Genomic DNA, 25,398 nt, shown 5'->3' with positions numbered 1-25,398 from the left:
CTGCCCTATTTCTGTGGTAGTGAAACGTTATGGCAGGGGTCTGCGGACTGGATTAGAATGCTTTCGTGGTGCCGCAAGGCAAATGTAGGCGCCCGTCTAAGTGAAGGAGTGGTGCTTTGAACAACAATATGTTTTCGAAAGCAGCAGTGTGGTTGGTAATCGCACTGGTGCTGTTTACGGTGTTCAAGCAGTTCGACAAGCCCCGTGTCCAGGAAGGCGTTTCCTATTCGCAGTTCATGGACGACGCGAAGAACGGCAAAGTCAAGAACGTCATTGTCCAGGGGCGGAACCTCACGGTCACTCCAGCAGACGGCCAGAAATACCAGATTGTGTCGCCCGGCGACATCTGGATGGTCGGCGATCTGATGAAGTATGGCGTACAGGTGAGCGGCAAGGCTGACGACGAACCCAATGCACTGATGTCCGTGCTGTATTACCTCGGGCCGACGATTCTGATCATCGGTTTCTGGTTCTACATGATGAGGCAGATGCAGGGGGGCGGCAAAGGCGGGGCGTTTTCGTTCGGCAAGTCGCGTGCGCGTCTGATCGACGAGAACAACAACGCGATCAATTTCACCGACGTCGCCGGTTGCGACGAAGCGAAGGAAGAGGTGTCGGAGCTGGTCGACTTCCTGCGCGATCCGCAGAAATTCCAGAAGCTCGGTGGCCGGATTCCGCGTGGTGTGCTGCTGGTCGGCCCGCCGGGAACCGGTAAGACGCTGCTTGCCCGCGCGATCGCTGGCGAGGCGAAGGTGCCGTTCTTCAGCATCTCGGGTTCGGACTTCGTTGAAATGTTCGTTGGTGTCGGCGCGGCTCGTGTGCGCGACATGTTCGAGCAGGCCAAGAAGCACGCACCGTGTATCGTGTTCATCGACGAAATCGACGCGGTCGGTCGTCATCGCGGCGCCGGCATGGGCGGCGGCAACGACGAGCGCGAACAGACGCTGAACCAGATGCTGGTCGAAATGGACGGCTTCGAAGCGAACTCCGGTGTGATCGTGATCGCCGCAACCAACCGTTCCGACGTGCTCGACAAGGCGCTGCTGCGTCCGGGTCGTTTCGACCGCCAGGTGTATGTCGGTCTGCCCGACATCCGCGGCCGCGAGCACATCATGAAGGTGCATCTGCGCAAGGTGCCGATCTCGAACGACGTCGACGCGGCAGTGATCGCGCGCGGCACGCCGGGCTTCTCGGGCGCCGATCTCGCGAACCTCGTGAACGAAGCGGCTCTGTTCGCGGCACGCCGCGGCAAGCGCATTGTCGAGATGACGGACTTCGAAGATGCGAAGGACAAGATTTTCATGGGTCCGGAGCGCAAGTCGGCCGTGATCCGCGAAGAATCGAAGCGCGCTACCGCGTATCACGAATCGGGTCACGCGGTGATCGCCAAGCTGTTGCCGAAGGCCGATCCGGTGCACAAGGTCACGATCATTCCGCGCGGCCGTGCGCTGGGCGTGACCTGGCAGTTGCCGGAGCACGACAACGAAACGTACTCGAAGGACTATCTGCTCGACCGTCTCGCGATCCTGTTCGGTGGCCGTGTCGCTGAAGAGCTGTTCCTGAACCTGATCAGCACCGGCGCGTCGGACGACTTCAACAAGGCGACGCAGACGGCTCGTGCAATGGTCGCGCGCTTCGGGATGACCGATGCGCTCGGACCGATGGTCTACGTCGACGACGAAAACGACGCTTCGCCGTTCGGCCGCGGCTTCACGCGGACCATTTCGGAAGCGACGCAGCAGAAGGTCGATGCGGAAATCCGTCGCGTGCTGGATGAGCAGTACAACCTCGCACGGCGCCTGCTGGACGAAAACCGCGACAAGGTCGAAGCGATGACCGCCGCGCTGATGGAGTGGGAAACGATCGACGCCGATCAGATCAACGACATCATGGCAGGCCGTCCGCCGCGTTCGCCGAAGAGCTCGCCGCCGTCGGCAAGCGATGCCTCGTCGGGCGGTAGCACGGGTACCGAAGTCAAGCCGGGTAGCGCGACCGCCCCGGCCTGATAGGCAGCCAGTAGAAAGTGCGGGCCGGTGTGTAGCACACCGGCCCGTTTTGTATTTGTCCGTTCTAAGTGAAGTACTGCTACGTGTCGACAGCCGATTTTTCTTCCGCACCGCTTCCCGAGCCGCTGCAATGCGGCCGCTTCAAGTTGACATTCGAACGCCCGCTGGTGATGGGCATTCTGAACGTCACGCCCGATTCCTTTTCCGATGGCGGTAAATACACGTTGCGCGACGACGCGCTGCGCCAGGCCGAGCAGATGGTGCGCGACGGCGCAGACCTCATCGACATCGGCGGGGAGTCGACCCGTCCCGGCGCGCCGCCGGTACCGCTCGACGAAGAGCTGGAGCGCGTGTTGCCGCTGATCGAGGCTCTGCACGGCGCGAACGTGCCGTTGTCGATCGATACGTACAAGCCGGAAGTGATGCGTCATGCGTTGAGCGCGGGCGCCGATCTGATCAACGATATCTGGGGTTTCCGGATGCCCGGCGCGATCGATGCGGTACGCGACAGCGCCTGCGGGCTTTGTGTGATGCATATGCTCGGTGAGCCGCAGACCATGCAGCTCGGCGAACCGCATTATGGGGACGTCGTCGGCGAGGTCCGCGATTTCCTCGAAGAGCGCGTCGAGACCTTGCAGCAGGCCGGAATCGCGCGTGCGCGCATCAGCGTCGATCCGGGTTTCGGCTTCGGCAAGGCGATCGTCGAGCACAACTATGCGCTGCTCGCGCGGCTGCGGGACACGGCGCCGCGCGCCGCGTCGCCGTATCCGATTCTCGCCGGCATGTCGCGCAAGTCGATGATCGGCGCGGTAATCGGGCGGCCGGCCCCGGAGCGGGTCGCCGGCAGCGTCGCCGCGGCGGTGTGCGCGGCCGAGCGCGGCGCCGCGATTCTGCGCGTGCACGATGTCGCGCAAACAGTCGATGCATTGAAAGTATGGGCCACCCTGCGCGACGCGGCGAACGCGAGCCGCGCACACGGTGCTTGAGCCCGCAGTCATATAGGGGAGATTGAAGATGGCACGTCGTTACTTCGGTACGGACGGGATTCGAGGCAAGGTTGGCGAAGGGCCCATTACGCCGGAGTTCGTGTTGCGGCTCGGCTACGCGGCCGGCAAGGTGCTCGCCGGCGCGGACCAGTGGGCAAAGACCGGCGCACGGCCGACCGTGCTGATCGGCAAGGACACGCGCGTGTCGGGCTATATGCTCGAAGCCGCGCTGGAGTCGGGCTTTTCGGCGGCCGGCGTCGACGTGATGCTGGCCGGCCCGATGCCGACCCCCGGTATCGCCTATCTGACGCGTGCGCTGCGGCTTGCCGCGGGCGTCGTGATCAGCGCGTCGCACAATCCGTACTACGACAACGGCATCAAGTTTTTCTCGGCCGACGGCAACAAGCTGCCGGACGAGGTCGAAGCGCAGATCGAGGAGCAACTCGAGCAGCCGCTCGCGTGCGCGGCCTCCGAGCAGCTCGGCAAGGCGCGCCGTCTCGACGACGCGGCCGGCCGCTACATCGAGTTCTGCAAGAGCACGTTTCCGGCCGCGTACGACCTGCGCGGGATGAAGCTGGTCGTCGATTGCGCGCATGGCGCCGCATATGACGTCGCGCCGCACGTGTTCCACGAGCTCGGCGCGGAAGTGATTCCGATCGGCGTCGCGCCGAACGGCTTCAATATCAACGACGGGGTCGGCGCGACCGCCCCCGACGCGCTGGTGCGCGCGGTGCGCGCGAACCACGCGGACCTCGGCATCGCGCTCGACGGCGACGCCGACCGCCTGCAGGTGGTCGACGCATCCGGCCGGCTCTACAACGGCGACGAGCTGCTGTACGTGCTGGTCAAGGACCGGATTGCGACCGCCGGGCACGTCGAAGGCGCGGTCGGCACGTTGATGACCAATATGGCCGTCGAGGTCGCGCTGCAGAACGCCGGCGTGAAGTTCGTGCGGGCCGCGGTCGGCGACCGCTACGTGCTCGAGCAGTTGCGCGAGCACGGCTGGCAGCTCGGCGCGGAGGGCTCCGGCCATATTCTGTCGCTCGACCGCCATTCGACCGGCGACGGCATCGTGTCCGCGCTGCTGGTGCTCGCGGCAATGCAGCGCAGCGGCAAGTCGCTGGAGGAACTGCTCGACGGCGTCACGCTGTTCCCGCAGAAGCTGATCAACGTGCGGATGAAGCCGGACGCGGACTGGAAGGGCAGCGAGACGATCCGTCGCGCGATCAAGTCGGCCGAAAGCGCGCTCGACGGCCGCGGCCGCGTGCTGATCCGCGCGTCGGGTACCGAGCCGGTGCTGCGCGTGATGGTCGAGGCCCAGAACGCCGCCGATGCGAAACAGCATTCGGAAGCGATTGCCGACGCGGTGAGGGATGCGACCGCGGCCTGAGCGAATGTTTCGCGGGCCGAGGTAGGGCTGGAACAGGCGGCGGGGCGGCGAGTAACGCGTCCCGCCGTTCGCTTATCCGCCAGCCCGCCAGTTAGCCAGTCAGCCGGTCAGCCAGTCAGCCAGTCAGCCAGCCAGCCAGCCAGCCAGCCAGCCAGTCCCGCGCATCAGAAAAAAACCGGCGAGCAGGAACCGATACCCTGTCACTCCCCGCGCACGTCTCCTCCAGCGTGCCACCCCTCAATTTCCCCTAGTCCCCCCGCGCAAACGTTCGCGCCCCATCTTTTTCGCCTAATCTGTACGCAACGTCGAGCGCAACGCTGGCCGCAATGCCAGGCGCATCGCCCAAGCATCGTTTCGTCCGCTCGAGCCACCTTTCAGCGAGTAATACAACTGTCACGTCTGTTTCACGATTAGTCACGGCTTTGTCATAAAGAGACCCTAAGCTTCGCGGTGTTCGTGATAACGCTCACACCACACGCTTACACCCCTTGGAGGTCTCATGAAATTGATGCACACCGTGTTCGCTGGCGTCGCTGGCGCGCTCTTCGCAATCGCAGCGCAAGCCGCAGACATCACCGGCGCGGGCAGCACGTTCGCAGCACCGATCTACACGAAGTGGGCTGATGCTTATCAGAAGTCCGGCGGCGGCAAGGTCAACTATCAGGGTATCGGTTCGTCGGGCGGCGTGAAGCAGATCGTCGCGAAGACCGTCGACTTCGCCGGTTCGGACGCTCCGCTGAAGGACGACGAACTCGCGAAAGAAGGCCTGTTCCAGTTCCCGACGGTGGTCGGCGGCGTGGTGCCGGCGGTCAATGTGCCGGGCGTGAAGCCGGGCGAGCTGGTGCTGTCGGGTCAGGTGCTCGGCGACATCTACCTGGGCAAGATCAAGAAGTGGAATGACCCGGCGATCGTCGCGCTGAACCCGAAGGTCAAGCTGCCGGATCTGGACATCGCCGTGGTGCGCCGCGCCGACGGTTCGGGCACCAGCTTCATCTGGACGAACTACCTGTCGAAGGTCAACCCGGAATGGAAGTCGAAGGTCGGTGAAGGTTCGACGGTCAACTGGCCGACCGGCACGGGCGGCAAGGGTAACGACGGCGTCGCGGCATTCGTGCAGCGTCTGCCGGGCTCGATCGGCTACGTCGAATGGGCGTACGCGAAGCAGAACCACATGAACTACGTCGCGCTGAAGAACGAAGCCGGCACCGTGGTTCAGCCGCAGACCGACACGTTCAAGGCGGCGGCTGCCGGCGCGGACTGGTCGAAGTCGTTCTACCAGATCCTGACCAACGAGCCGGGCAAGAACGCATGGCCGATCGTCGGCGCGACGTTCGTGCTGCTGCACACCACGCAGGACAAGGCGCCGCAAGGCACCGAAACGCTGAAGTTCTTCGACTGGGCGTTCAAGAACGGCAACCAGGCTGCGAACGATCTGGACTACATCTCGCTGCCGGAATCGGTTGTGTCGGAAATCCGCACGCAGTGGAAGCAGAAGGTGAAGGACTCGGCGGGCAAGGCGATCGCCGACTGAAGGGCAAAGCGCGTATAGCGCGCGACGCGGTGCTCCGGTACCGCGTTCTGTAGTACCCTGGCCGTCCCCGTGTGGGGACGGCCAATGACATTAACCCGGCACGTGCCGTAGCATCGCTGGCCGCCCGACAGGTTCGGTCCCGCAACTGGAAACAGGTCCCTCAGGCTCTCATGTCCGATATTCATTTAGCGTCCGGCACGAGCCGGGCCACTCCGCCTGGCAGCGCGTCGCAGCAGAAAGCGCCCGGCCGCTCGGGCGACGTGATCTTCGGCGGCCTCGCACGCCTTTCCGCCATCGTGACGCTGCTGCTGCTCGGCGGCATCATCGTGTCGCTGATCGTCGCCTCGATGCCGTCGATCCGCGAGTTCGGTCTCGCGTTCCTGTGGACGGCCGTCTGGGATCCACCCAGCAAGCAATTCGGCGCACTGGTACCGATCTACGGCACCATCGCCACCTCGCTCATCGCTCTCCTTATCGCGGTGCCGGTCAGCTTCGGCATCGCGCTGTTTCTCACCGAACTCTCGCCCGCGTGGCTGCGCCGCCCGCTCGGCATCGCGATCGAACTGCTCGCCGCGATTCCGTCGATCGTGTACGGCATGTGGGGTCTGCTGGTGTTCGCGCCGATCTTCGCGCAGTGGTTCCAGAAACCGCTCGGCACCGTGCTCGGCGGTATTCCGATCATCGGCGCGCTGTTCGCCGGCCCGCCGATCGGCATCGGCATTCTGTGCGCGGGTGTGATTCTCGCGATCATGATCATTCCGTACATCGCGTCGGTGATGCGCGACGTGTTCGAAGTCACGCCGGTGCTGCTGAAAGAATCGGCGTACGGGATCGGCTGCACGACGTGGGAAGTGATGTGGAAGATCGTGCTGCCGTTCACCAAGACCGGCGTGATCGGCGGCGTGATGCTCGGCCTCGGCCGCGCGCTCGGCGAGACGATGGCGGTCACTTTCGTGATCGGCAACACCAACCTGCTCGACAATATTTCGCTGTTTTCGCCGGGTAACAGCATCACGTCGGCGCTCGCCAACGAGTTCGCGGAAGCGGACCCGGGCCTGCACACGTCGGCGCTGATGGAACTCGGCCTGATCCTGTTCGTGATTACCTTCATCGTGCTGTCGATTTCGAAAGTCATGCTGCTGCGCCTCGAGAAAGGGGAGGGTGCGAAATGAGCGGGCCGTCCCTGAACATGCCGGGTCTGAAGGATCCGGCGACACTCGAAGCGATGCGCACGCGCCTGCAAGGACGCCGCCGTTTCACCAACGCGATCGCGCTGACGCTGTCGCTCGCGGCGATGGCCTTCGGTCTGCTGTGGCTCGTGTGGATTCTCTATACGACGCTGCGACTCGGTATCGGCGGTCTGTCGGTCGAACTGTTCACGCAGTCGACGCCGCCGCCGAACACCGACGGCGGCGGTCTCGCCAACGCGATCGTCGGCAGCCTGATGCTGGTCGCGCTGGCGACCTTCGTTGGCACGCCGGTCGGCATCATGGCGGGCGTCTATCTCGCCGAATATGGCCAGAAGGGCTGGCTCGCGAGCCTCACGCGCTTCATCAACGACATCCTGCTGTCGGCGCCGTCGATCGTGATCGGTCTGTTCGTGTATGCGCTGGTGGTCGCGAAGATGGGCCACTTCAGCGGCTGGGCCGGCGTGCTCGCGCTCGCGCTGCTGCAGATTCCGATCGTGATCCGCACCACCGAGAACATGCTCAAGCTGGTGCCGAACGCGATGCGTGAAGCGGCGTTCGCACTCGGCACGCCGAAGTGGAAGATGGTGCTGTCGATCACGCTGAAGGCGTCGATCGCGGGTATCGTCACCGGCGTGCTGCTGGGGGTCGCGCGGATTGCCGGCGAAACCGCGCCGCTGCTCTTTACCGCGCTGTCGAACCAGTTCTTCTCGGTCGATATGGGCCAGCCGGTCGCGAACCTGCCGGTCACGATCTACAAGTTTGCGATGAGTCCGTTCGCGCAGTGGCAATCGCTCGCGTGGGCCGGCGTCTTCCTGATCACGCTCGCGGTGCTCGGACTGAATGTCCTCGCGCGCACGATCTTCTCGAACAAGTAAGGGCGGAGTGTAATCCGATGAATATGGCAGAAACCCAACTGAATCCGATCGGGCACGTCGCCGCGCCCGCCGGCTCCGACCCCGTGCAGAGCGGCCAGGCGCAAACGCCGTCGCGTCCGAAGATCGAGGTCAAGGACCTGAACTTCTTCTACGGCAAATATCACGCGCTGAAGAACATCAATCTGCAGATCCCCGAAGGCAAGGTGACCGCGTTCATCGGCCCGTCGGGCTGCGGCAAGTCCACGCTGCTGCGCACCTTCAACAAGATGTACGCGCTCTATCCGGAGCAGCGCGCCGAAGGCGAAATCGTGATGGACGGCGAAAACCTGCTGACCACGCGCCAGGACATTTCGCTGCTGCGCGCACGGATCGGCATGGTGTTCCAGAAGCCGACCCCGTTCCCGATGTCGATCTACGACAACATCGCGTTCGGCGTGAAGATGTTCGAGAAGCTGTCGCGCTCGGAAATGGACGATCGCGTCGAATGGGCGCTGACCAAGGCGGCGCTGTGGAACGAAGTGAAGGACAAGCTCGGCCAGAGCGGCTACGGTCTGTCCGGCGGTCAGCAGCAGCGTTTGTGTATCGCGCGCGGCATCGCGATCCGTCCCGAAGTGCTGCTGCTCGACGAACCGTGCTCGGCGCTCGACCCGATTTCGACCGGCCGTATCGAAGAGCTGATCGCCGAACTGAAGAGCGACTACACGGTGGTGATCGTCACTCACAACATGCAGCAGGCGGCCCGCTGTTCGGACTACACTGCCTATATGTACCTTGGCGAGCTGATCGAATTCGGCGATACCGAAAAGATCTTCATCAAGCCGGCTCGCAAGGAAACCGAGGACTACATCACGGGCCGCTTCGGCTAACCCGGGCAAACTACGGAGTACGACATGTCCGATAAGCATCTGTCCAGCCAGTTCGACGCCGACCTGAACCTCGTTTCGTCGAAAGTGCTCGAAATGGGTGGCCTCGTCGAATCGCAGATCGTCAATGCGATGCAAGCGCTCAACGAATTCGACCTCAATCTCGCCGAGCAGGTGATCGCGGCCGAAGACCGTCTGAACCGGATGGAAGTCGAGATCGACGAGGAGTGCAGCAACATCATCGCGCGCCGTCAGCCGGCCGCGCGCGACCTGCGTCTGCTGATCGCGATCTCGAAGACCATCACCAATCTCGAGCGCGCCGGCGACGAAGCCGAAAAAATCGCCAAGCGCACGCGGCGCCTGATGGAAGACGGCGCGTCGCGCACCATCAACATCGCCGAAATCAAGCTGTCCGGCGAGATGGCGGTGTCGATCCTGCGCCGCGCGCTCGACGCGTTCGCGCGTCTCGATACGGTTGCCGCCGCGCAGATCGTGCGCGACGACAAAGCGATCGACGAAGAATTCCGCGCGTTCGTGCGCAAGCTGATTTCGTATATGACCGAAGATCCGCGGTCGATCTCGGTGGGCCTCGACTTCCTGTTCATCGCCAAGGCGATCGAGCGGATCGGCGACCACGCGAAGAACATCGCCGAATTCATCATTTACATCGTCAAGGGCACCGACGTGCGGCACCAGTCGCGCGACGCGCTCGAACGCGAAGCACTCAGCTAATCCAGAGATAAGGAACAGAGGTGCCGATGCCCAGCAGCATTCTCGTCATTGAAGATGAGCCCGCCATTTCCGAACTGATTTCGGTCAATCTTCAGCACGCCGGCCACTGCCCGATTCGCGCGTACAACGCCGAGCAGGCGCATAACCTGATCAGCGACGTGCTGCCTGATCTGGTGTTGCTCGACTGGATGTTGCCGGGCAAATCGGGCATTTCGTTCGCGCGCGACCTGCGCAACAACGAACGCACGAAGCACATTCCGATCATCATGCTGACCGCGCGCGGCGACGAGCAGGACAAGGTGCTCGGCCTCGAAATCGGTGCGGACGACTACGTCACGAAGCCGTTTTCGCCGAAGGAACTGATGGCGCGCATCAAGGCGGTGCTGCGCCGCCGCGCACCGCAGCTGACCGAAGACGTGGTCGCGATCAACGGGCTGAAGCTCGATCCGGCCACCCATCGGGTCGCCGCGCACGCGGAAGGCAGCGAGATCAAGCTCGATCTCGGCCCGACCGAATTCCGGCTGCTGCATTTCTTCATGACCCATCCGGAGCGCGTGCATAGCCGCACGCAACTGCTCGACCAGGTGTGGGGCGATCACGTGTTCGTCGAGGAGCGTACCGTCGACGTGCACATCAAGCGCCTGCGCGCGGCCCTCAAGCCGGCCGGGTGCGATGCTATGATCGAGACGGTTCGCGGCAGCGGCTACCGGTTGGCGAAGAGCGCCTGACAGCCGCCGGCGGCGCACCACGACGCGCCGCCATCTCCTTTCTGCGCAGTTTTTCTCTTCGATCCACCTGAACCATGAACATCATCTGGGCGCGCTCCCTCATATCGGTCGTGCTGCTTGCTGTTCTGTGCGCGGTGGTCGGCGCACTGGTCAACGTCAAGGCGGGGCTCGTTCTCGCCATCGTGATGCTGCTCGCGCAGAGCATCTTCGGCACCTTCCACAAGCAGCGTCTGTGGCGTCTGCTCGATGCGCCGGTGTACGGCGAAGTGCCGAGCGCCCCCGGCATCTGGGGCGAAATCTACTACCGTCTGCACAAGCTCGCGAAGCGCTGGCACGCGCAGGTGCGCCAGGTCGAGCAGCAGCACTCGCGTTTCATCCAGGCGATCCAGGCGTCGCCGAACGGCGTCGCGATGCTCGACGACCACGATCAGATCGAGTGGTGCAACGCGATCTCCGAAAGCCATTTCGGACTCGATGCGAAACGCGATCTGCGCCAGCACATCACGCATCTGGTGCGCCATCCGGATTTTGTCCGCTATCTGAACTTGCATCGTTACGAAGAGATGCTGATCATGCGCGGGATGGGCGAGAAGCGCCAGAACGTGCTGTCCGTGCAGGTGTTTCCTTATGGCGATAACCGCAAGCTGGTGCTGTCGCAGGACATCACCGAGCTCGAGCGCACCGATGCGATGCGGCGCGACTTCGTCGCCAACGTGTCGCACGAACTGAAAACGCCGCTCACCGTGCTGTCCGGTTTTCTCGAAACGATGCGCGAGCTGCCGCTCGGCGAAGCCGAACGGGCGCGCTATCTGGAGCTGATGGATCAGCAGGCGTCGCGTATGCGCCATATCGTCACCGACCTGCTGGTGCTCGCGAAGCTCGAAGGCGATAACAAGCCGCCGAGCGATCAGATGATCGACATGCGCGCGGTGGTGCGGCATCTGCGGGACGACGCGCAGAGTCTGTCGAGCGACCATCACCGGATCGTGTTCGACGCCGACGAAAGCCTGACCGTGACCGGCGTCGAGACCGAAATCCTCAGTGCGTTCGGCAACCTCGTGACCAACGCGATCCGCTATACGCCGGACGGCGGCACGATCAAGGTCAACTGGCACGCGCACGGCGGTCACGCGGTGTTCTCGGTGACCGACAGCGGTCTGGGCATTCCGGCCGCCGATCTGCCGCGGCTCACCGAACGCTTCTACCGCGTCGATCGCAGCCGTTCACGCGATACCGGCGGCACCGGACTCGGTCTGGCGATCGTCAAGCACGTGCTACAGCGCCACGATGCGCAGCTCGACGTGAAGAGCGAGGAAGGGCGCGGCAGTACCTTCACCGTGCGCTTTCCGGTGTACCGGACCGCGCGTTGCCAGGCGGCCGTGGTGTAAGCGGCGCGCTTCGCTCTGCCTGTTTCGCGTTGCTCGTTTCGCTTCACTGGACACAGCGGCAAAAAAGAAAAAACCTCCTGAAACAGGAGGTTTTTTTATATCCGGCGGGTTTGCGGCAGCGGCTACGAACAGAACTTCGTGAGCAGGCTCATCTGCGCATTGCGCGACGACTTGCCGGGCCGCCGGCGCCGGTAGTGCCCGTCGCTTTGCATCAGCCACGCGGACTGGTTGTCGCCGAGAAACGCCGACAGACCTTCCGCGATCACGCGCCGCTTCAGGCGCCGGTTATTGACCGGGAATGCGACTTCGACGCGGCGGAACAGATTGCGATCCATCCAGTCGGCGCTCGACAGATAGACCTGTTCGCGGCCATCGTCGTAGAAGTAGTAGATGCGATGGTGTTCGAGAAAGCGCCCGACGATCGAGCGCACCGTGATGTTCTCGGAGAGCCCCGCCACGCCCGGCTGCAGCGAGCACACGCCGCGCACGATCAGATCGATCTTCACGCCGGCCTGCGATGCTTCGTACAACTCGGCGATCACCGTCGGTTCGAGCAGCGCGTTCATCTTCGCGACGATGCGCGCCTTCTTGCCGGCGCGCGCGTGTTCGGCTTCCTTGCGGATCGCCTCGACCAGCTTCGGATGCAGCGTGAACGGCGACTGCCACAGCTCGTGCAGCTTCAGCTCGCCGCCGATGCCCGTGAGCTGCTGGAACACGTGGTGCACGTCCTCGCAGATCTTCTGATCGGCGGTCATCAAACCGAAGTCGGTATAGAGGCGGGCGGTGCGCGGATGATAGTTGCCGGTGCCCAGGTGCACGTAGCGCTTGAGCGTGGTCTTGCCGCCGACCGACACGCGCCGCACGATCAGCATCATCTTCGCGTGGCACTTGTGGCCGACCACGCCGTAGACCACGTGCGCGCCGACCGCTTCGAGCTGCGACGCCCAGTTGATGTTGGTTTCCTCGTCGAAACGCGCGAGCAGCTCGACCACCACCGTGACTTCCTTGCCGTTGCGCGCGGCCTGCATCAGCGCGTCCATCAGCGGCGAGTCGGTGCCGGTGCGGTAGATGGTCTGCTTGATCGCGACCACGTTCGGATCTTTGGCCGCCTGCAGCAGCAGTTCGAGCACCGGCTGGAAGCTCTCGTACGGATGATGCAGCAGCACGTCGCCCTGATCGATCACGTCGAACATGCTGGCGCTGTTGGCGATCTGCGGCGGCGTCGACGGAATATGCGGGACGAACTTCAGATCGGGGCGGTCGACCATCTCGGGCAACTGCATCAGCCGCACCAGATTGACCGGACCGTTCGCGTAGTAGCAGTCCTTGTTCGACAGGCCGCTTTCGTCGAGCAGGCGCCGCACCACGTGCGCGGGCGTTTCCGCCGACACTTCGAGCCGCACCGCATTGCCGAGATGGCGCGCCGGCAGTTCGCCCTGCAACGCGACGCGCAGATTGGTGATTTCGTCTTCGTCGACGAACAGTTCGCTATTGCGCGTGATGCGGAACTGATTGCAGCTGCGCACCAGCAGATTCGGAAACAGCTCGCCGACAAAACGTTGCAGCAGCGAGCTCAGCAGTACGAACCCATGCGGATAGCCGGACAGTTCCTGCGGCATCCGCACCAGCCGCGGCAGCGCGCGCGGCGCCTGCACGATGCCCATCATCGCCTGGCGGCCGAACGCATCCTTGCCTTCGAGTTCGACGACGAAGTTCAGGCTCTTGTTGAGCACGCGCGGAAACGGGTGCGCGGGATCGAGGCCGATCGGCGTGAGCACCGGCAGCAGTTCGTCGAAGAAGTAATTGCGCGCCCATTCGGTCTGCGCGTCGCTCCAGCCTTCGGTGCCGTGGAAATAGATGCCTTCCTGCTCGAGCGCGGTCAGCACGGTGTCGTGCAGCATCGTGTACTGGCGGTGCACGAGTTTCTGCGCACGCTCGACCACGAGGTCGTACACGTGCTGCAGCGACATGCCGTCCGGCGACAGCGCGCCCGGGTTGTCGCGCATCTGCTCCTGAAGTCCGGCCATACGGACTTCGAAGAATTCGTCGAGGTTGCTGCTGGTGATGCAGATGAAGCGCAGGCGTTCGAGCAGGGGAACGGCGGGATCGGCGGCTTGCGCCAATACGCGCTCGTTGAAACCCAGAATGCCCAGTTCGCGATTCAGTAAGGGATAGCGGATGGACATCGGCAGCGAGAGAGGTATGTCTGGAATGGAGACGGAAAGACGCTCGGAAATTCTCACAATTAGATGACGCCCTTATGACACTCGCGATGTTTTTGAGATTTTATGCCGCATTCTTCTATTGTCGTCAATAAGACTCACTGCTTATGCGACGATACGCGGGTCTCCCACCGCAGCGAGGTGACACCGTGAGGCCTGCTACGCTTAGAATGGCGTCTTTGAACAGCGCGGCCGGCCGCGATGCGCGCCAGGGCTATGACGCGGGCCACGCGCCCAGGACGCCGGGTAAGCGCGGGGCGCCTGCCGGGTCCGCCAGCGCGCCCGCCGCCGCAGCCGCCGCGCTTGCGCGCATGGAGTCCGCCTACCCGATGTCCAATACCTCCCAACTTCTCGCCGCCGTCGATCTCGGTTCGAACAGCTTCCGGCTGATCGTCGGCCGGGTCGAGGAAACCGATGCGGGCAGCCAGATCTATCAGGTCGACGCGCTGCGCGAGCCGGTGCGGCTCGCCGCCGGACTGTCGCGCGACAAGATGCTCGATCGCGCGTCGCAGGTGCGTGGCTGGGACGCGCTGAAGCGCTTCGGCGAGCGCCTGCGCGATTTCCATCCGGACCGCGTGCGGGCGGTGGCGACCAATACGCTGCGCATTGCGAAGAACGCCGGCGAATTTCTCGGCGAGGCGCAGGCGGCGTTGGGCTTCCCCATTGAAGTGATCGCCGGGCGCGAGGAAGCGCGTCTGATCTATGCGGGCGCCGCGCATTCGGTGCCGGCGAGCGCGGGGCAGCGGCTGGTGGTCGATATCGGCGGCGGCTCGACCGAGTTCATCATCGGTTCGCACTACACACCGCTGAAGATGGAGAGCCTGTATATCGGCTGCGTCAGCCATAGCCGCGCGTTTTTCCCGGCCGGCAACGTCGACGAATACACGATGCGCCAGGCCGAGCTGGCCGCGCGCCGCGAAATCCAGATCATTTCCGCCGAATACAAGGAAACCGGCTGGGAGCAGGCGATCGGCTCGTCGGGCACCGCGCGCGCGCTCGCCGAACTGGTCGAGGCGAACGGCTTCAACGACGCGGGCATCACGCACGGCATTTCGCGCGGCGGTCTCGAACGCCTGAAGCGCGCGCTGATCAAGGCCGAGAATGTGAACCGGCTGAAGCTGGTCGCGCTCAAGAGCGATCGCGTGCCGGTGCTCGCGGGCGGGCTGTCGATCATGATCGCGGTGTTCGACGAACTCGGCGTCGACTACGTCGATACCACCGACGGCGCACTGCGCCTCGGCGTGATGTACGACCTGCTCGGGCGCTCGCAGCACGAGGACATGCGCACGGTGACGGTCGAGGGTTTCATGCGGCGCTATGGCGTCGATCGCGCGCAGGCCTCGCGCATCGGCGATCTGTCGACGAGTTTCTACGATCAGTTGATCGAGCCGGACGCTGAACGGCGCGAGGAAAACCGCATGTTCATCGGCTGGGCCGCCGCGTTGCATGAAATCGGTCTGTCCATCTCGCACAGCGCGTATCACAAGCATTCGGCCTATATCGCGAGCAATGCCGACATGCCGGGTTTCTCGCGCACCGATCAGGCGCGTGTCGCCGGGCTCGTGCTCGGCCACGCGGGCAAGCTCGGCAAGCTCGCGCAGACGCGCGAAGTCGAGTGGCCGCTGCTGTTCTGTCTGCGGCTCGCGTCGCTGCTGTGCCGGCGCCGCTCGGATGTCGGGCTGCCGTGGATCGCGATCGCGCAGGCCAATGGCGGTTATGAAGTGCGCTTGCCGAATGCGTGGGTGGTCAATAACCCGCTGACCGATTACAGCCTGATTCAGGAGGCGGCGGAGTGGGAGAAAGTTGGGATTCCGTATCGGGTGGTTTATACGGAGGATTGACGCGAACGCCGGGCACGTGTGCTTCGGCTGAAGCTGAATTGAAAAAGCCCTGCATTTGCAGGGCTTTTTTTATGCGCGGCGATTTTGCGAAGGTGGCGCCGCGACTGCTGCGTGTGGCGTTGCGCTTGCCAGTCAGCAACCGCCATTTCATCGTGTATTCGCGACGCTCAACGCGGCATCGCATCGCCGAGGAAGTGCCGCGCGTAACGCGCGTTGATATCCGACAGACGGAACAGCGTCAGAAAGTCCGCGGTGTTGAAGTCGGGATCCCACGCCGGTGCGCCGCAGATCTTCGCGCCGAGCCGCAGATAACCCTTGACCAGCGGCGGCGGCGTGACGGCGGCGCCGGTCTGCAGTTCGTCGACCGGCAGCGGGGTATGCGCAAACGCGCGATATTCGGGCGCGGTCAGCGCGCTCTCGCGCAGCGAGCAGTACAGATTGGCCGCATAGTGGCCGCCGTCGACCATCGCGACGCTCGCGCAGCCGAGCATCGTCTCGTAGCCGTTGTGCTTCATGTACGCGGCGAGGCCGGCCCACAGCGACATGATCACCGAACCGCTGCGATAGTCGGGATGCACGCACGAGCGGCCGACCTCGACCATCTTCGCGCGCAGATGCGTGAGACGCGACACGTCGAACTCGCTTTCCGCATACAGACGGCCGATGCGCGCGGCCTGATGCGGCGGCAGCGCGCGATAGGTGCCGACCACTTTCAGCGTGTCGAGATCGCGCACCAGCAAATGATCGCAGTACGAATCGAATGCATCGACGTCGAGACCGGCGGGGCCCGACAGGCGCGCGCCCATTTCGTCGGCGAATACACGGTAGCGCAGACGCTGTGCTTCGCGCAGTTCCTCGTCGCTACGGGCCCACGATACTTGCAGGCGATGCTGCGCGGTGACCGTTTCCTCGGCACGCGGCAGACGGCGCGATTCGAAAAGCGAGGCGAAGGGCAGGGTGGGCGTCGGCAGTTCTCGCATTGGCGGTCCTGATCGAAAAAAGTGGGATGTCTTTTTTCGCCAATGTAGTAATGCGTGGTGACGCTCGCATGGCAAAGCCGTGACGATTGGATGACGGGTCGTAAGCGTTGCCGCCGCGCTGGTGATCGCGGCGGCGGTGCGCCGCCGCCGTGGCTCAGATCAGATCGGGGCTGATCGCCGCGCGCAGCACCGCCTGTTCCGCGCCGTCGCGCTCGCGGCTCGCGATCCACCAGATACCGGCTTTTTTCAGCGGCCAGCTCGCGCGGCTGTTGGCGAGCAGTTGCGCGGCGACGTGACCGAGCGTCGGTTGATGGCCGACGATCACCACGGTCTGCGCGATGCCGCCGGGCCAGCCGGCCGCTTCGAGCACATCGTTCGCGCTCGCGTTCGGCGCCAGCTCGCGGATTACGCGGTAGCGGTCGCTTAGCGTTTCCGCCGTCTGGATCGTGCGTATCGCGGGGCTCGCGAGGACCACCGCGTCGTCGGGCAGACGGCTGCGCAGCCATTTGGCCGCGTTCTGCGCCTGTTTGCGGCCGTGCGTGGTGAGCGCGCGGGCGAGATCGCTGGAGGCGACATCTTCGGCTTCGGCGTGTCGCCAGAGGATTAGGTCCATGCGTGTCTCCTTGTGGTGGTTGTGGGGCGGCGGGTCGGCGAGCGGGCTGGAGCGTGGGCGCGAAGAGTTTGCGCGGCGTCGCGCGGATGCGGTCGACGCGGCTCACGCGGTTCACGCGCGAGCACTGTCGCATGCGTGCCGGTTGGTTTGCAAGGCGAGTGCCTGAGGCGGGGAGAGTCGGCGTTTGCTGGCGCGCGGTAGCCGGTGCAACGCACAGCGTGAGAGTCGGTGAGCCAGAAAGCAAAAACCCGCGAAGCCAGAGGCTACGCGGGTTTTGTACGGCTTTTCGTGGTCGGAGCGAAAGGATTCGAACCTTCGACCCTCTGATCCCAAATCAGATGCGCTACCAGGCTGCGCTACGCTCCGACGAATCAAAGATTGTACGTGCCCTACCTAACCACGTCAATCCCTAGTCGGGCGTAACAGGCATGTTTAATGCAAACGACGGTCGATAACCGGCGCGCGTATCGCGCGGCATGCCGATCGCCGCATCATCCATCGGCAACGCCAATGCTGTGCGTCAATGACGCGGACGCTTCCAGTGCGGCATATGCAGCACATGCTGATGGGTGAACCAGTGATGCAGCATGCCCTCGCCGTTGTGCTCGCGACGGTACATGCGCGATTCGAAAACCGACAGCGCCACCAGCACCACCAGACCAATTCCAAGCCCGATCAGACCCGCGATCGATTCAGCGTCCATGGCAGTCTCCCGAAACAAGCGACCATGACGTCATAGTAGTTCAGGTCTCGTGAAATCTCACGAAATGGGAGCGCGGCTCGTGTGCGCCGCCGCGCAATCTGCTTTGCGGGTAGACTCTTCGCGCTTCGGCGGCCGACCGTCCGCCCATGTTTCAGGAGATGTTTGCAGATGACCCGTATCGTGACCCTTGCCCTGCTGCTGTGCGCCGGCCTCGCCGGCTGCGCGGACAATCCGTCGGCCCATCATCGCGGGCCGCCGCAAGATCCCGCCGACTACCACGGCGTCCCGACCGACGACCGGCCGCCTTCGATGGTGCCCGCGCCGTCGGCGGAGTGAACAAGTCCGGCAATTGACGCGCCGCAATTGCGACGCGGAAGAAGGGGAGAGGCGAAGCACCGGCGCGGGCACGCCGGCGCCTCTGACCCGCACAGACTGTTCGCGCGGAGAGTACGGGCTGAGGGCATTCTAGGGCGCGTGCGCGAGGCGATATGTATGTGCTTGTTTCAAGCGGTAACCGGCTGTGGCCCCGGCTCGGACCGGCGCCGCGCAAGCGGCTCCGGTTGCACCGTCGATGGAGCGAACGAGGGCGCCTTAATTGCGAGATATCCGACACAAACGGATACGCCAAGACCACCCACACACCACTACGCCGCCGCGATCCCCCGCGCGACCCCCGGCAGATAGCGCCCCAACGTCACCCCGCGCGCGGCCATGAAGATCAGCAGCGCGACCCACAATCCGTGATTGCCGTGCATGGCGAGCAACGTCGACGACGCCGCGACGAACACCGCGAGCGAGATCACCATCGACACCATCAACTCGCGCGTGCGCGTCGCGCCGATAAACACGCCGTCGAGCAGGAACCCCCAGACGGAAATCACCGGCGACAACGCGGCCCACGGCAAATAGGTTTCCGCCGCGGCGCGCACCGAGGCCTGGTCGGTCAGACGTTCGACGATCCACGCGCCCGCGCCCCAGTACACGAACGAGAAGCCGATCGCGCCGAGCGCCGACCACAGCGCGGCGACCTTGACCGCCTGCACGAAGCCGTGCCGGTCGCGCGCGCCGATCGCCGCGCCGACCAGCGCTTCGGCCGCATGCGCGAAACCATCGAGCCCATAAGCCATAAAGGTCTGGAAATTGAGCAGCAGCGCGTTGGCGGCGAGCGTCGCGTCGCCCTGGCGCGCGCCGAGATGCGCAAACCAGCCGAACGAGCCCAGCAGACACAGCGTGCGCACGAAGATGTCGCGATTGAGCACGACGAGCCGCTTCAACGCGGCGCCGTCGAACAGCGCGGCGCGATTGAGCGCAGGCAGACCGCGCGGCCGGCCGTGCCACAACAGCGCGAGACCGAGCACGAAGCCGAGCGCGTCGGCGGTCGCGGTGGCCGCGCCGATGCCGGCCACGCCCCAATCGAACGCGTACACGTAGAGCAGCACCGCAACGATGTTCACGCTATTGATGAACACCTGCGACAGCAGCGCGAGCCGCACCCGCTGTGTGCCGAGCAGCCAGCCGAGCACCACGTAGTTGCCGAGCGCGAGCGGCGCGGCCCAGATGCGCGCGTGGCAATAGGCCAGCGCGTGACGCTGCACCGCGTCGCTGCCGCCGAGCAGGCGCAACGCGTAGCCGATCAGCGGTTGCTGCACGAGCAGCACGAACGCGCCGATCACGGCTGCCAGCAACAGCGCGCGCAGCACGGTGTTGCGCAACTCGTCGTCGCGGCCCGCGCCGTGCGCCTGCGCGACGAGGCCGGTGGTGCCCATGCGCAGGAAGCCGAAGCCCCAGAACACGAAGTTGAAGAACAGTCCGCCGAGCGCGACGCCGCCCAGATACGCCGCGCCGTCCAGGTGACCGGCGACGGCGGTATCGACCGCGCCGAGGATCGGTTGCGTCAGGTTGGCGAGGACGATCGGGAATGCGAGCGCGAGCACCCGCCGATGCCAGCGCACCGGTAGGGCGGCGGCCTCGGTGTGCCCGGGCTTCGCGGCCTCGGGCGCGGCGTCGCTCAAGAGCGCTCCTGCACGCAGACCCACGGCGACACGACGACCGCCCACAAGTCGGGGTCGCGCGCGGCGAAATCGGCGGCGGTCTCCGCCTGCACGCGCTCGACGAGGCCCGCGGACAGCCATTGCGTGACCTGGGCGGTGTCGTCGCTGGCGATCGCCTCGGCGACGCTGACGAGATCGAGGTCGCGCGCGACGCGCAGCAGCATGCCGCGCGCAAAGAAACGTTCGAGTTCGCTCCAGCCGATCTTGGCGGTTTCGCCGAGCAGCTTCGCGTACAGGGGGCTGTGGGAGGCGTCGTTGGAAGTCATCGTATGCGGGGGTCGGACGGGGCCGTCACTATAAACCATCGGCGCGCGCGGACGGCGCGCTGGCGCGGGGAGCCGGTTGAATCGAATGCTGAATTCTGAACCGTGAGGCGAGCGGATTCAATGGCGACGGCGCGGCGATTGCGGCGACGCGATGCGTCGCTATATTGTCCAATTAGTGAACGAGTGGTGGAAGCGCAAACCGCTGTTTGATTCGCGCGGTTCATTTGTCGGTGTATTCGCCGCTATTATGGTTTCGCCGTTCGCGAATTTTTTGTTGTGATGAATTAGCGGCGCTTATTCACGATCGCGTTGAAAACTATTCGCATCGTTACGTGCGTTTCCGCACCAAGTCTTTAGCGTCGAAAAATGGGCGCCATTACGCCGTACTGGTTAGTTAAAAACAGCCACAACCCTTTCTTCAGGTGTTTTTCGGCTGATTTCCGCAGACCTGCGGAGCGCATTGGCTGGTGCGGCATGCACGAGTTTCAAGTGGCGCGATTTACCGATATCGATATCGCATGCGCGGCGCATTTGGCCGGTCGCATTCCGACATTGCCGATTCACTGTTTGCGAAAACCGTACGGCGAGTAACATTGACCGCGACATTAAGCGATTGCGCTTGTAAATGGGGATTGTTAGATTTCGTTCTGGCGCATGGTGAACCGGTCCTTTGCCGATATGCGCCGAACCCCCGTTAGCCCGGCTTCGTGCCGGGCTTTTTTTTGCCCGTTTTTTATGCCGGCGATTACGTGGCGGCGAGTGGCGAGTTTGGCCGCATTCACCGCGAATTCACACGCGCGTCCGATGATGGCGGATTATTTTTCGTGCGCGGCCCATGACCTGGTTGCTCATCTTCGTCGGCCTCTGGCCGATAGCCCTCGCGTTGCTGCTGCGCTTTGCCGCTCGCATCGATCCGCGCTCGGGGCGCCGGCTGCGGCGCTAGCCGGCGGGGGGAGATCGCACGTGCGGTGCGCGCGGGGATCGTTACTGTTTGCAGCGAATCACCATCGAGCGGTTTTTCACGTTCGCGCCGAAAATGCCGCCGATCGTGCCGCCGGACGTCGCGCCGTTGTCGACGTCCTTCGATACCACGTCGTACCCATAGTTACCGCAGGTTTCGCCCGCGCGCTTGTAGCACTCGGCCCAACTGGTGCTCGCGTCGCTGCCGCTGCAGTTGATCGCGAAGCCCGTATCGCCGCTCGGCAGATAGGTCATCGTGGTGGTGGTCGAACAGCCGCCGAGGCCGCCGAGAGTCAGCAGACCCAGACCGAGCGCCGCGGCTGTCGCGACGCGCGCCAATGCGCTCTTCATGTCAGATTCCTTGCAGATAGCGGAAGGCGGCGCGGCCCGAAGCCACGCCGCCTCGAATTGAGCGTTGTTTATAGCACGCCGGGTTCCCGCGGCCGGGAGGCCGGTGACGGGCGGGCAGGGCAGTGCGGCGCCGCGCTGCCACCCACCGCGCCAGCTCAACGCGGCGGCAGCGCCCTCGACGGATCGATCGAGCGTCCCTGATAGCGCAGCTCGAAATGCAGCATCGTGCGATCGCTGTCGGTGTCGCCCATTTCGGCGATCTTCTGGCCGCGCTTGACCGCTTCGCCTTCCTTCACGAACAGCGCGCGGTTGTGCGCGTACGCGGTCAGGTAGTCGGCGTCGTGCTTGAGGATCAGCAGATTGCCGTAGCCGCGCAAACCGTTGCCCGCATACACGACGGTGCCCGGCGCCGCGGCGACAACAGGCGTGCCGGGCGCCGCGGAAATATCGATGCCCTTCGAGTTCGAGCCGTCGAAGCGTCGGATCACATTGCCGTCCGTCGGCCACACCAGCGAGATCGCGGTGGGCGCGGTGGCCGGCCCGTTGTCGGCCGGGGCCGGTGCCGGGCGTGGCGCGGCCGACGCGTTTGCGCCGCCGTTGTTGCCGCCGCTACGAATCGCGCCGCTCGTGGACGCGGCGCCGGCCGGCGCCGCGACGCGCAGCACCTGACCGACCTCGATCGCGTCGGGGTTGCTCAGGTTGTTCCAGCGCGCGATGTTTTGCACCGACTGGCGGTTGCCGCGCGCGATTTTCGACAGCGTATCGCCCCGTTCGACCCGGTAGTAGCCCGGACCCACCGGTGCCGATCCGCACGCGGCGAGCAGCGCGAGCAGTGCCGCGCAGCCGAGTCGTTTGATTCTTATGGTTTCCAGCATTGGACCTCGCAAAGCGCTGCCGCGCGCCGATCCCGATCACGCGGCAGAGGAGACAAAGCGTTCGATTCTAACGGTTTTGCATGGCGGCACCCATGAACGGGGTGCGGGCGAGGTTCAGACAAGCGGCGGATGAGGTTAGCGCGGCCGGGCGGCCGCGGCATTCTCAGGCCGTCTTTTCGACGCTGATCCGCAGGGTCGCCGTTTCGGTCTGGCCCGGTTCGATCCAGCGCAGGCCCCGGCCGTTGTGGATCGCATCAGGCAAGCCGAGCCACGGCTCGACGCAATAGAAGTCCGATTGCGGCGTCTCGGTCCAGGTGGTTACCGCGTACCAGGGCACCGAGCCGGGCCGTTGCAGATCGATCGTGATCACGCGCTGGATGCCCGGCGCGATCAGCCGCACCGGTTGGTCGGGCGTGCCGGCGAGGCAGTGGAAGCGGTCGTGGATGCGCGCTTCGTCGAGCGTGTAGCGCGGCGCGCCCGGTTCCGCGGCGCTGATCGAACCGTCTTCCTGCTGATGGCAACGCTCGGTGCGCGGCAGCTCGAGCGTGGTGTCCGCGCGTTGCGTGTGCGGCAGCGTGAAATAGAAATGGTGGCCGGCGTAGTAGGGCAGCCGCGTGTCGCCGGTGTTGGTGGTGGTGAACGTGACCTCCAGCGTGCGCGCGTCGATCAGCTCGTACGCGGCTTCGAAGCGGAAGCCGAACGGATAGGCCGCGCGGGTGGCCGGGGTGTCGGTCAACACCATCCGCAGGCCGGCGCCGTGTACGTCGGCGTGAGCTTCGAACGGGAGGTCACGCGCGAAGCCGTGCATCGGCAGTTCGCGCACCGTGCCCTGCGCATCGCGCCAGTAGCCGATCTTGCCGTCGACGCGATGGCGGCCGAGAAACGGAAACAGCAGCGGATTGCCGCCGCGAATCCGCGCCGGCACGCTCCAGTCGGCGTGCTCGGGCCAGTGGATGACCTCTTCGCCGTCGATGACCCACGACAGCAGACGGCCGCCGGCCTGCGGCGAAAAGCGGAGCACCGAGGCGTCCTGGTCGATCTCGAGAATGTCCTGTTCCGGGGAGAGGGGCATGGTGAATGAGTAGCCAGATAAGAGGTTGACGGGGGCGCGGAACCGCGATTTTGCGCTGCTTTGTGCTACGGGGAAACCCTTCTGGGGAAATTGCGAGTGTCGCGATCGCGCGAACCTTGCCGATAATCTGCCGAGCGTCCGGCAATTCAGACTCCCGGGCGGTTTGGCTCAGGAGGGCACGATGGATCTCGCAATGGCAATGGCGGTCGCGTTGTTCGGCATGTTCACGGCAAGCACGTATTTCTTTTTTCACGCGCTCAAACGTTGAGTTTCGGTGGGTCTTGCCAGATCTCGCTGGGTCTTTCCGATCTCCGCTGAGTTTCGTTCGATCTCGTTCGCTCTCGCTGAATTTCGCTGATTCTCATCGGCCGTCGCCGGATTGAGCGGCGGTTACTCCGGCTGCGGTGCAGCGTTCCGATTCAGACAGTGTCGCCGTTTCGCTGTTCGCGTTTAACGCGTCCGCCGAGCGTTTTTGCACGCTCCAGTTTGCGAACGGCTTTCAGCCTTGTTACTCCCCGATTGCGGTAATCGAGCCGCTTTCCTTGTCCTCGCGTAACAACGGTGTCGAGTTGTGTCGCAGCGCGTCAATATCTCCCTGAATGTGGCCTAACCGCTTGGCGCTGCCCTGGCTGCCAGGCATAATCGGTGCGCTTTTGACGCGCCGATTCTTTCCATTGTGCGGCGCGCAGTTCCCCGACACTTTCCTTACAAGGACCGCCGCGTGAACCTGTCGTTTCTGATCTTCCTGAGCGTGCTGCAAGGCGTCACCGAACTGTTTCCGGTGAGCAGTCTCGGCCACACGCTGCTCGTGCCGGCATTGTTCGGCATGCATATCGATAAGCATGCGCCGCAACTGCTGCCATTTCTCGTCGCGCTTCACCTGGGCACTGCTTTCGCGTTGCTGTGGTACTTCCGCGCGCGCTGGTGCGCGCTGGTGCGCGGCTTCTTCGCGTCGCTCGGCGGCCGCCGCAACGACGACGGCCACATGATGTGGGCGCTGATCATCGGCACGATTCCCGCGGGCCTGGTTGGCTTGCTGCTGGAAAAGCGCCTCGAGCGGATTTTTCATGATCTGCGGATCGTCGCGATTGCGCTGATCGTCAACGGCGTGCTGCTGTGGGTCGGCGATCGTCTGCAACGGGCGCGCGCGCATCGGGCGCCGGAGAAATTGACGTTCCGCCAGGCTTTCTTCGTCGGTCTCGCGCAGATCGGCGCGCTGATTCCGGGCTTCTCGCGCAGCGGTCTGACGATGATCGCCGGCAACGCGGCGGGCCTGACCGCCGAGAAGGCCGCGGAGTTTTCGTTCCTGCTCGGCACGCCGATCATCTTCGCGGCCGGCGTGCTCGAATTGCCGAAGCTGCTGCACGCGCCGGGCCAGTTGGCCGACGCGCTGCTCGGCGGCGTGCTGACGCTGATCGCCGCGTATCTGAGCGTGCGTTTCCTGATGCGCTATTTCGAGGGCCGGGGACGTCTCGGCTCGTTCGGGGTGTACTGCGTGATCGCCGGGATCGTGTTCCTCGGCTGGTTCATGCTGCATCCGCAGCCGGTCTGAGGCGGCGCGGGCGATCGGTTATAATCCGGACCCCGCTCAGTTAGAATTTCAGCTTGCATCACGTCGCGCGGTTCGCCGCGCGTTGCGCTTCGATGCAGGCAGCAGTTAATACGGCAGTAGCTCAGCTGGATAGAGCATCGGCCTTCTAAGCCGAGGGTCGTGGGTTCGAGTCCCGCCTGCCGTGCCAGTCAGATCGAAGGGCTACGCGATTTTTCGCGTAGCC

General features: G+C 64.3%; 22 protein-coding genes and 2 tRNA genes. 14 read left to right on the top strand and 10 right to left on the bottom strand.

Annotation, left to right across the window (positions count from 1 at the left end; genetic code table 11):
- Positions 1-116 precede the first annotated feature (116 nt).
- The 10 genes from ftsH to phoR all read left to right on the top strand — a co-directional run bounded on the left by ftsH (position 117) and on the right by phoR (position 11,689).
- The gene (ftsH, locus tag BTH42_RS17815) at positions 117-2,006 is read left to right on the top strand and encodes an ATP-dependent zinc metalloprotease FtsH (RefSeq protein WP_075301762.1); all 1,890 of its coding nucleotides are present in this window, start codon (positions 117-119) and stop codon (positions 2,004-2,006) included.
- Positions 2,007-2,089: 83 nt separating this feature from the next.
- On the top strand, positions 2,090-2,992 hold the full coding sequence (folP, locus tag BTH42_RS17810; protein WP_075301812.1) for a dihydropteroate synthase: 903 nt from the start codon (positions 2,090-2,092) through the stop codon (positions 2,990-2,992).
- Positions 2,993-3,020: 28 nt separating this feature from the next.
- Positions 3,021-4,382, top strand: a complete 1,362-nt coding sequence (glmM, locus tag BTH42_RS17805) for a phosphoglucosamine mutase (protein WP_075301760.1) — start codon at positions 3,021-3,023, stop codon at positions 4,380-4,382.
- A 499-nt stretch (positions 4,383-4,881) separates the two neighbouring features.
- Positions 4,882-5,913 (top strand): phosphate ABC transporter substrate-binding protein PstS, encoded by a 1,032-nt coding sequence (gene pstS / locus BTH42_RS17800; protein ID WP_075301758.1) that lies wholly within the window; start codon positions 4,882-4,884, stop codon positions 5,911-5,913.
- 170 nt (positions 5,914-6,083) lie between these two features.
- On the top strand, positions 6,084-7,085 hold the full coding sequence (pstC, locus tag BTH42_RS17795) for a phosphate ABC transporter permease PstC (RefSeq protein WP_075301756.1): 1,002 nt from the start codon (positions 6,084-6,086) through the stop codon (positions 7,083-7,085).
- The gene (gene pstA / locus BTH42_RS17790) at positions 7,082-7,978 is read left to right on the top strand and encodes a phosphate ABC transporter permease PstA (RefSeq protein ID WP_075301754.1); all 897 of its coding nucleotides are present in this window, start codon (positions 7,082-7,084) and stop codon (positions 7,976-7,978) included. Before pstC ends, pstA begins: the two co-directional genes overlap by 4 nt.
- 17 nt (positions 7,979-7,995) lie before the next feature.
- The gene (gene pstB, locus BTH42_RS17785) at positions 7,996-8,844 is read left to right on the top strand and encodes a phosphate ABC transporter ATP-binding protein PstB (RefSeq protein ID WP_075301752.1); all 849 of its coding nucleotides are present in this window, start codon (positions 7,996-7,998) and stop codon (positions 8,842-8,844) included.
- A 24-nt stretch (positions 8,845-8,868) separates the two neighbouring features.
- A complete protein-coding gene (phoU, locus tag BTH42_RS17780; protein ID WP_075301750.1) occupies positions 8,869-9,573 on the top strand; it encodes a phosphate signaling complex protein PhoU in 705 nt (234 codons plus the stop codon).
- 26 nt (positions 9,574-9,599) lie between these two features.
- A complete protein-coding gene (phoB, locus tag BTH42_RS17775; protein ID WP_008922879.1) occupies positions 9,600-10,301 on the top strand; it encodes a phosphate regulon transcriptional regulator PhoB in 702 nt (233 codons plus the stop codon).
- Positions 10,302-10,375: 74 nt separating this feature from the next.
- Entirely contained in the window at positions 10,376-11,689 is a 1,314-nt protein-coding gene (gene phoR / locus BTH42_RS17770; protein WP_075301748.1) for a phosphate regulon sensor histidine kinase PhoR, read from the top strand.
- A 122-nt stretch (positions 11,690-11,811) separates the two neighbouring features.
- Here the strand turns inward: phoR and ppk1 are convergent, their stop codons facing one another.
- The gene (ppk1, locus tag BTH42_RS17765) at positions 11,812-13,875 is read right to left on the bottom strand and encodes a polyphosphate kinase 1 (protein ID WP_075301746.1); all 2,064 of its coding nucleotides are present in this window, start codon (positions 13,873-13,875) and stop codon (positions 11,812-11,814) included.
- 206 nt (positions 13,876-14,081) lie between these two features.
- On the opposite strand from ppk1, the gene ppx reads away from it, so the two are divergent.
- Positions 14,082-15,752: an exopolyphosphatase gene (gene ppx, locus BTH42_RS17760; RefSeq protein ID WP_075301745.1), complete on the top strand. Its 1,671-nt coding sequence runs from the start codon at positions 14,082-14,084 to the stop codon at positions 15,750-15,752.
- Positions 15,753-15,919: 167 nt separating this feature from the next.
- Here the strand turns inward: ppx and BTH42_RS17755 are convergent, their stop codons facing one another.
- The 4 genes from BTH42_RS17755 to BTH42_RS17740 all read right to left on the bottom strand — a co-directional run bounded on the left by BTH42_RS17755 (position 15,920) and on the right by BTH42_RS17740 (position 18,048).
- A complete protein-coding gene (locus BTH42_RS17755) occupies positions 15,920-16,732 on the bottom strand; it encodes a GNAT family N-acetyltransferase (RefSeq protein WP_075301743.1) in 813 nt (270 codons plus the stop codon).
- Between the two features lie 154 nt (positions 16,733-16,886).
- Positions 16,887-17,345, bottom strand: a complete 459-nt coding sequence (locus tag BTH42_RS17750; RefSeq protein ID WP_075301741.1) for a histidine phosphatase family protein — start codon at positions 17,343-17,345, stop codon at positions 16,887-16,889.
- Between the two features lie 289 nt (positions 17,346-17,634).
- Positions 17,635-17,711, bottom strand: a tRNA-Pro gene (locus tag BTH42_RS17745).
- 154 nt (positions 17,712-17,865) lie between these two features.
- Complete coding sequence (locus BTH42_RS17740) at positions 17,866-18,048, bottom strand: hypothetical protein (RefSeq protein ID WP_075301739.1); 183 nt, start codon at positions 18,046-18,048, stop codon at positions 17,866-17,868.
- Positions 18,049-18,216: 168 nt separating this feature from the next.
- On the opposite strand from BTH42_RS17740, the gene BTH42_RS35510 reads away from it, so the two are divergent.
- A complete protein-coding gene (locus BTH42_RS35510; protein ID WP_178392193.1) occupies positions 18,217-18,384 on the top strand; it encodes a hypothetical protein in 168 nt (55 codons plus the stop codon).
- Positions 18,385-18,692: 308 nt separating this feature from the next.
- Here BTH42_RS35510 and BTH42_RS17735 read toward each other — a convergent pair whose 3' ends face one another.
- From BTH42_RS17735 to BTH42_RS17715, 5 genes are all read right to left on the bottom strand, one after another.
- Entirely contained in the window at positions 18,693-20,060 is a 1,368-nt protein-coding gene (locus tag BTH42_RS17735) for an MATE family efflux transporter (RefSeq protein WP_075301737.1), read from the bottom strand.
- A complete protein-coding gene (locus tag BTH42_RS17730) occupies positions 20,057-20,365 on the bottom strand; it encodes a DUF2288 domain-containing protein (RefSeq protein WP_075301735.1) in 309 nt (102 codons plus the stop codon). The genes BTH42_RS17735 and BTH42_RS17730 overlap by 4 nt, the downstream gene beginning before the upstream one ends.
- Positions 20,366-21,349: 984 nt before the next feature.
- Positions 21,350-21,676, bottom strand: a complete 327-nt coding sequence (locus BTH42_RS17725) for a hypothetical protein (protein WP_075301733.1) — start codon at positions 21,674-21,676, stop codon at positions 21,350-21,352.
- Positions 21,677-21,831: 155 nt separating this feature from the next.
- The gene (locus BTH42_RS17720) at positions 21,832-22,551 is read right to left on the bottom strand and encodes a peptidoglycan DD-metalloendopeptidase family protein (protein WP_075301731.1); all 720 of its coding nucleotides are present in this window, start codon (positions 22,549-22,551) and stop codon (positions 21,832-21,834) included.
- 163 nt (positions 22,552-22,714) lie between these two features.
- Positions 22,715-23,623, bottom strand: a complete 909-nt coding sequence (locus tag BTH42_RS17715; RefSeq protein WP_075301729.1) for an aldose epimerase — start codon at positions 23,621-23,623, stop codon at positions 22,715-22,717.
- A gap of 721 nt (positions 23,624-24,344) precedes the next feature.
- Here BTH42_RS17715 and BTH42_RS17710 point away from each other — a divergent pair.
- Positions 24,345-25,175 (top strand): undecaprenyl-diphosphate phosphatase, encoded by an 831-nt coding sequence (locus BTH42_RS17710; protein ID WP_075301727.1) that lies wholly within the window; start codon positions 24,345-24,347, stop codon positions 25,173-25,175.
- A gap of 110 nt (positions 25,176-25,285) precedes the next feature.
- Positions 25,286-25,362 (top strand) — tRNA-Arg (locus BTH42_RS17705).
- The last annotated feature ends 36 nt before the right edge of the window (positions 25,363-25,398 follow it).

It is taken from the genome of Burkholderia sp. SRS-W-2-2016 (genome assembly GCF_001931485.1).
GTDB lineage: Bacteria > Pseudomonadota > Gammaproteobacteria > Burkholderiales > Burkholderiaceae > Paraburkholderia.
Note: the sequence above shows the minus strand (reverse complement) of the source record. Positions and strands in the feature narration are given on the sequence as shown.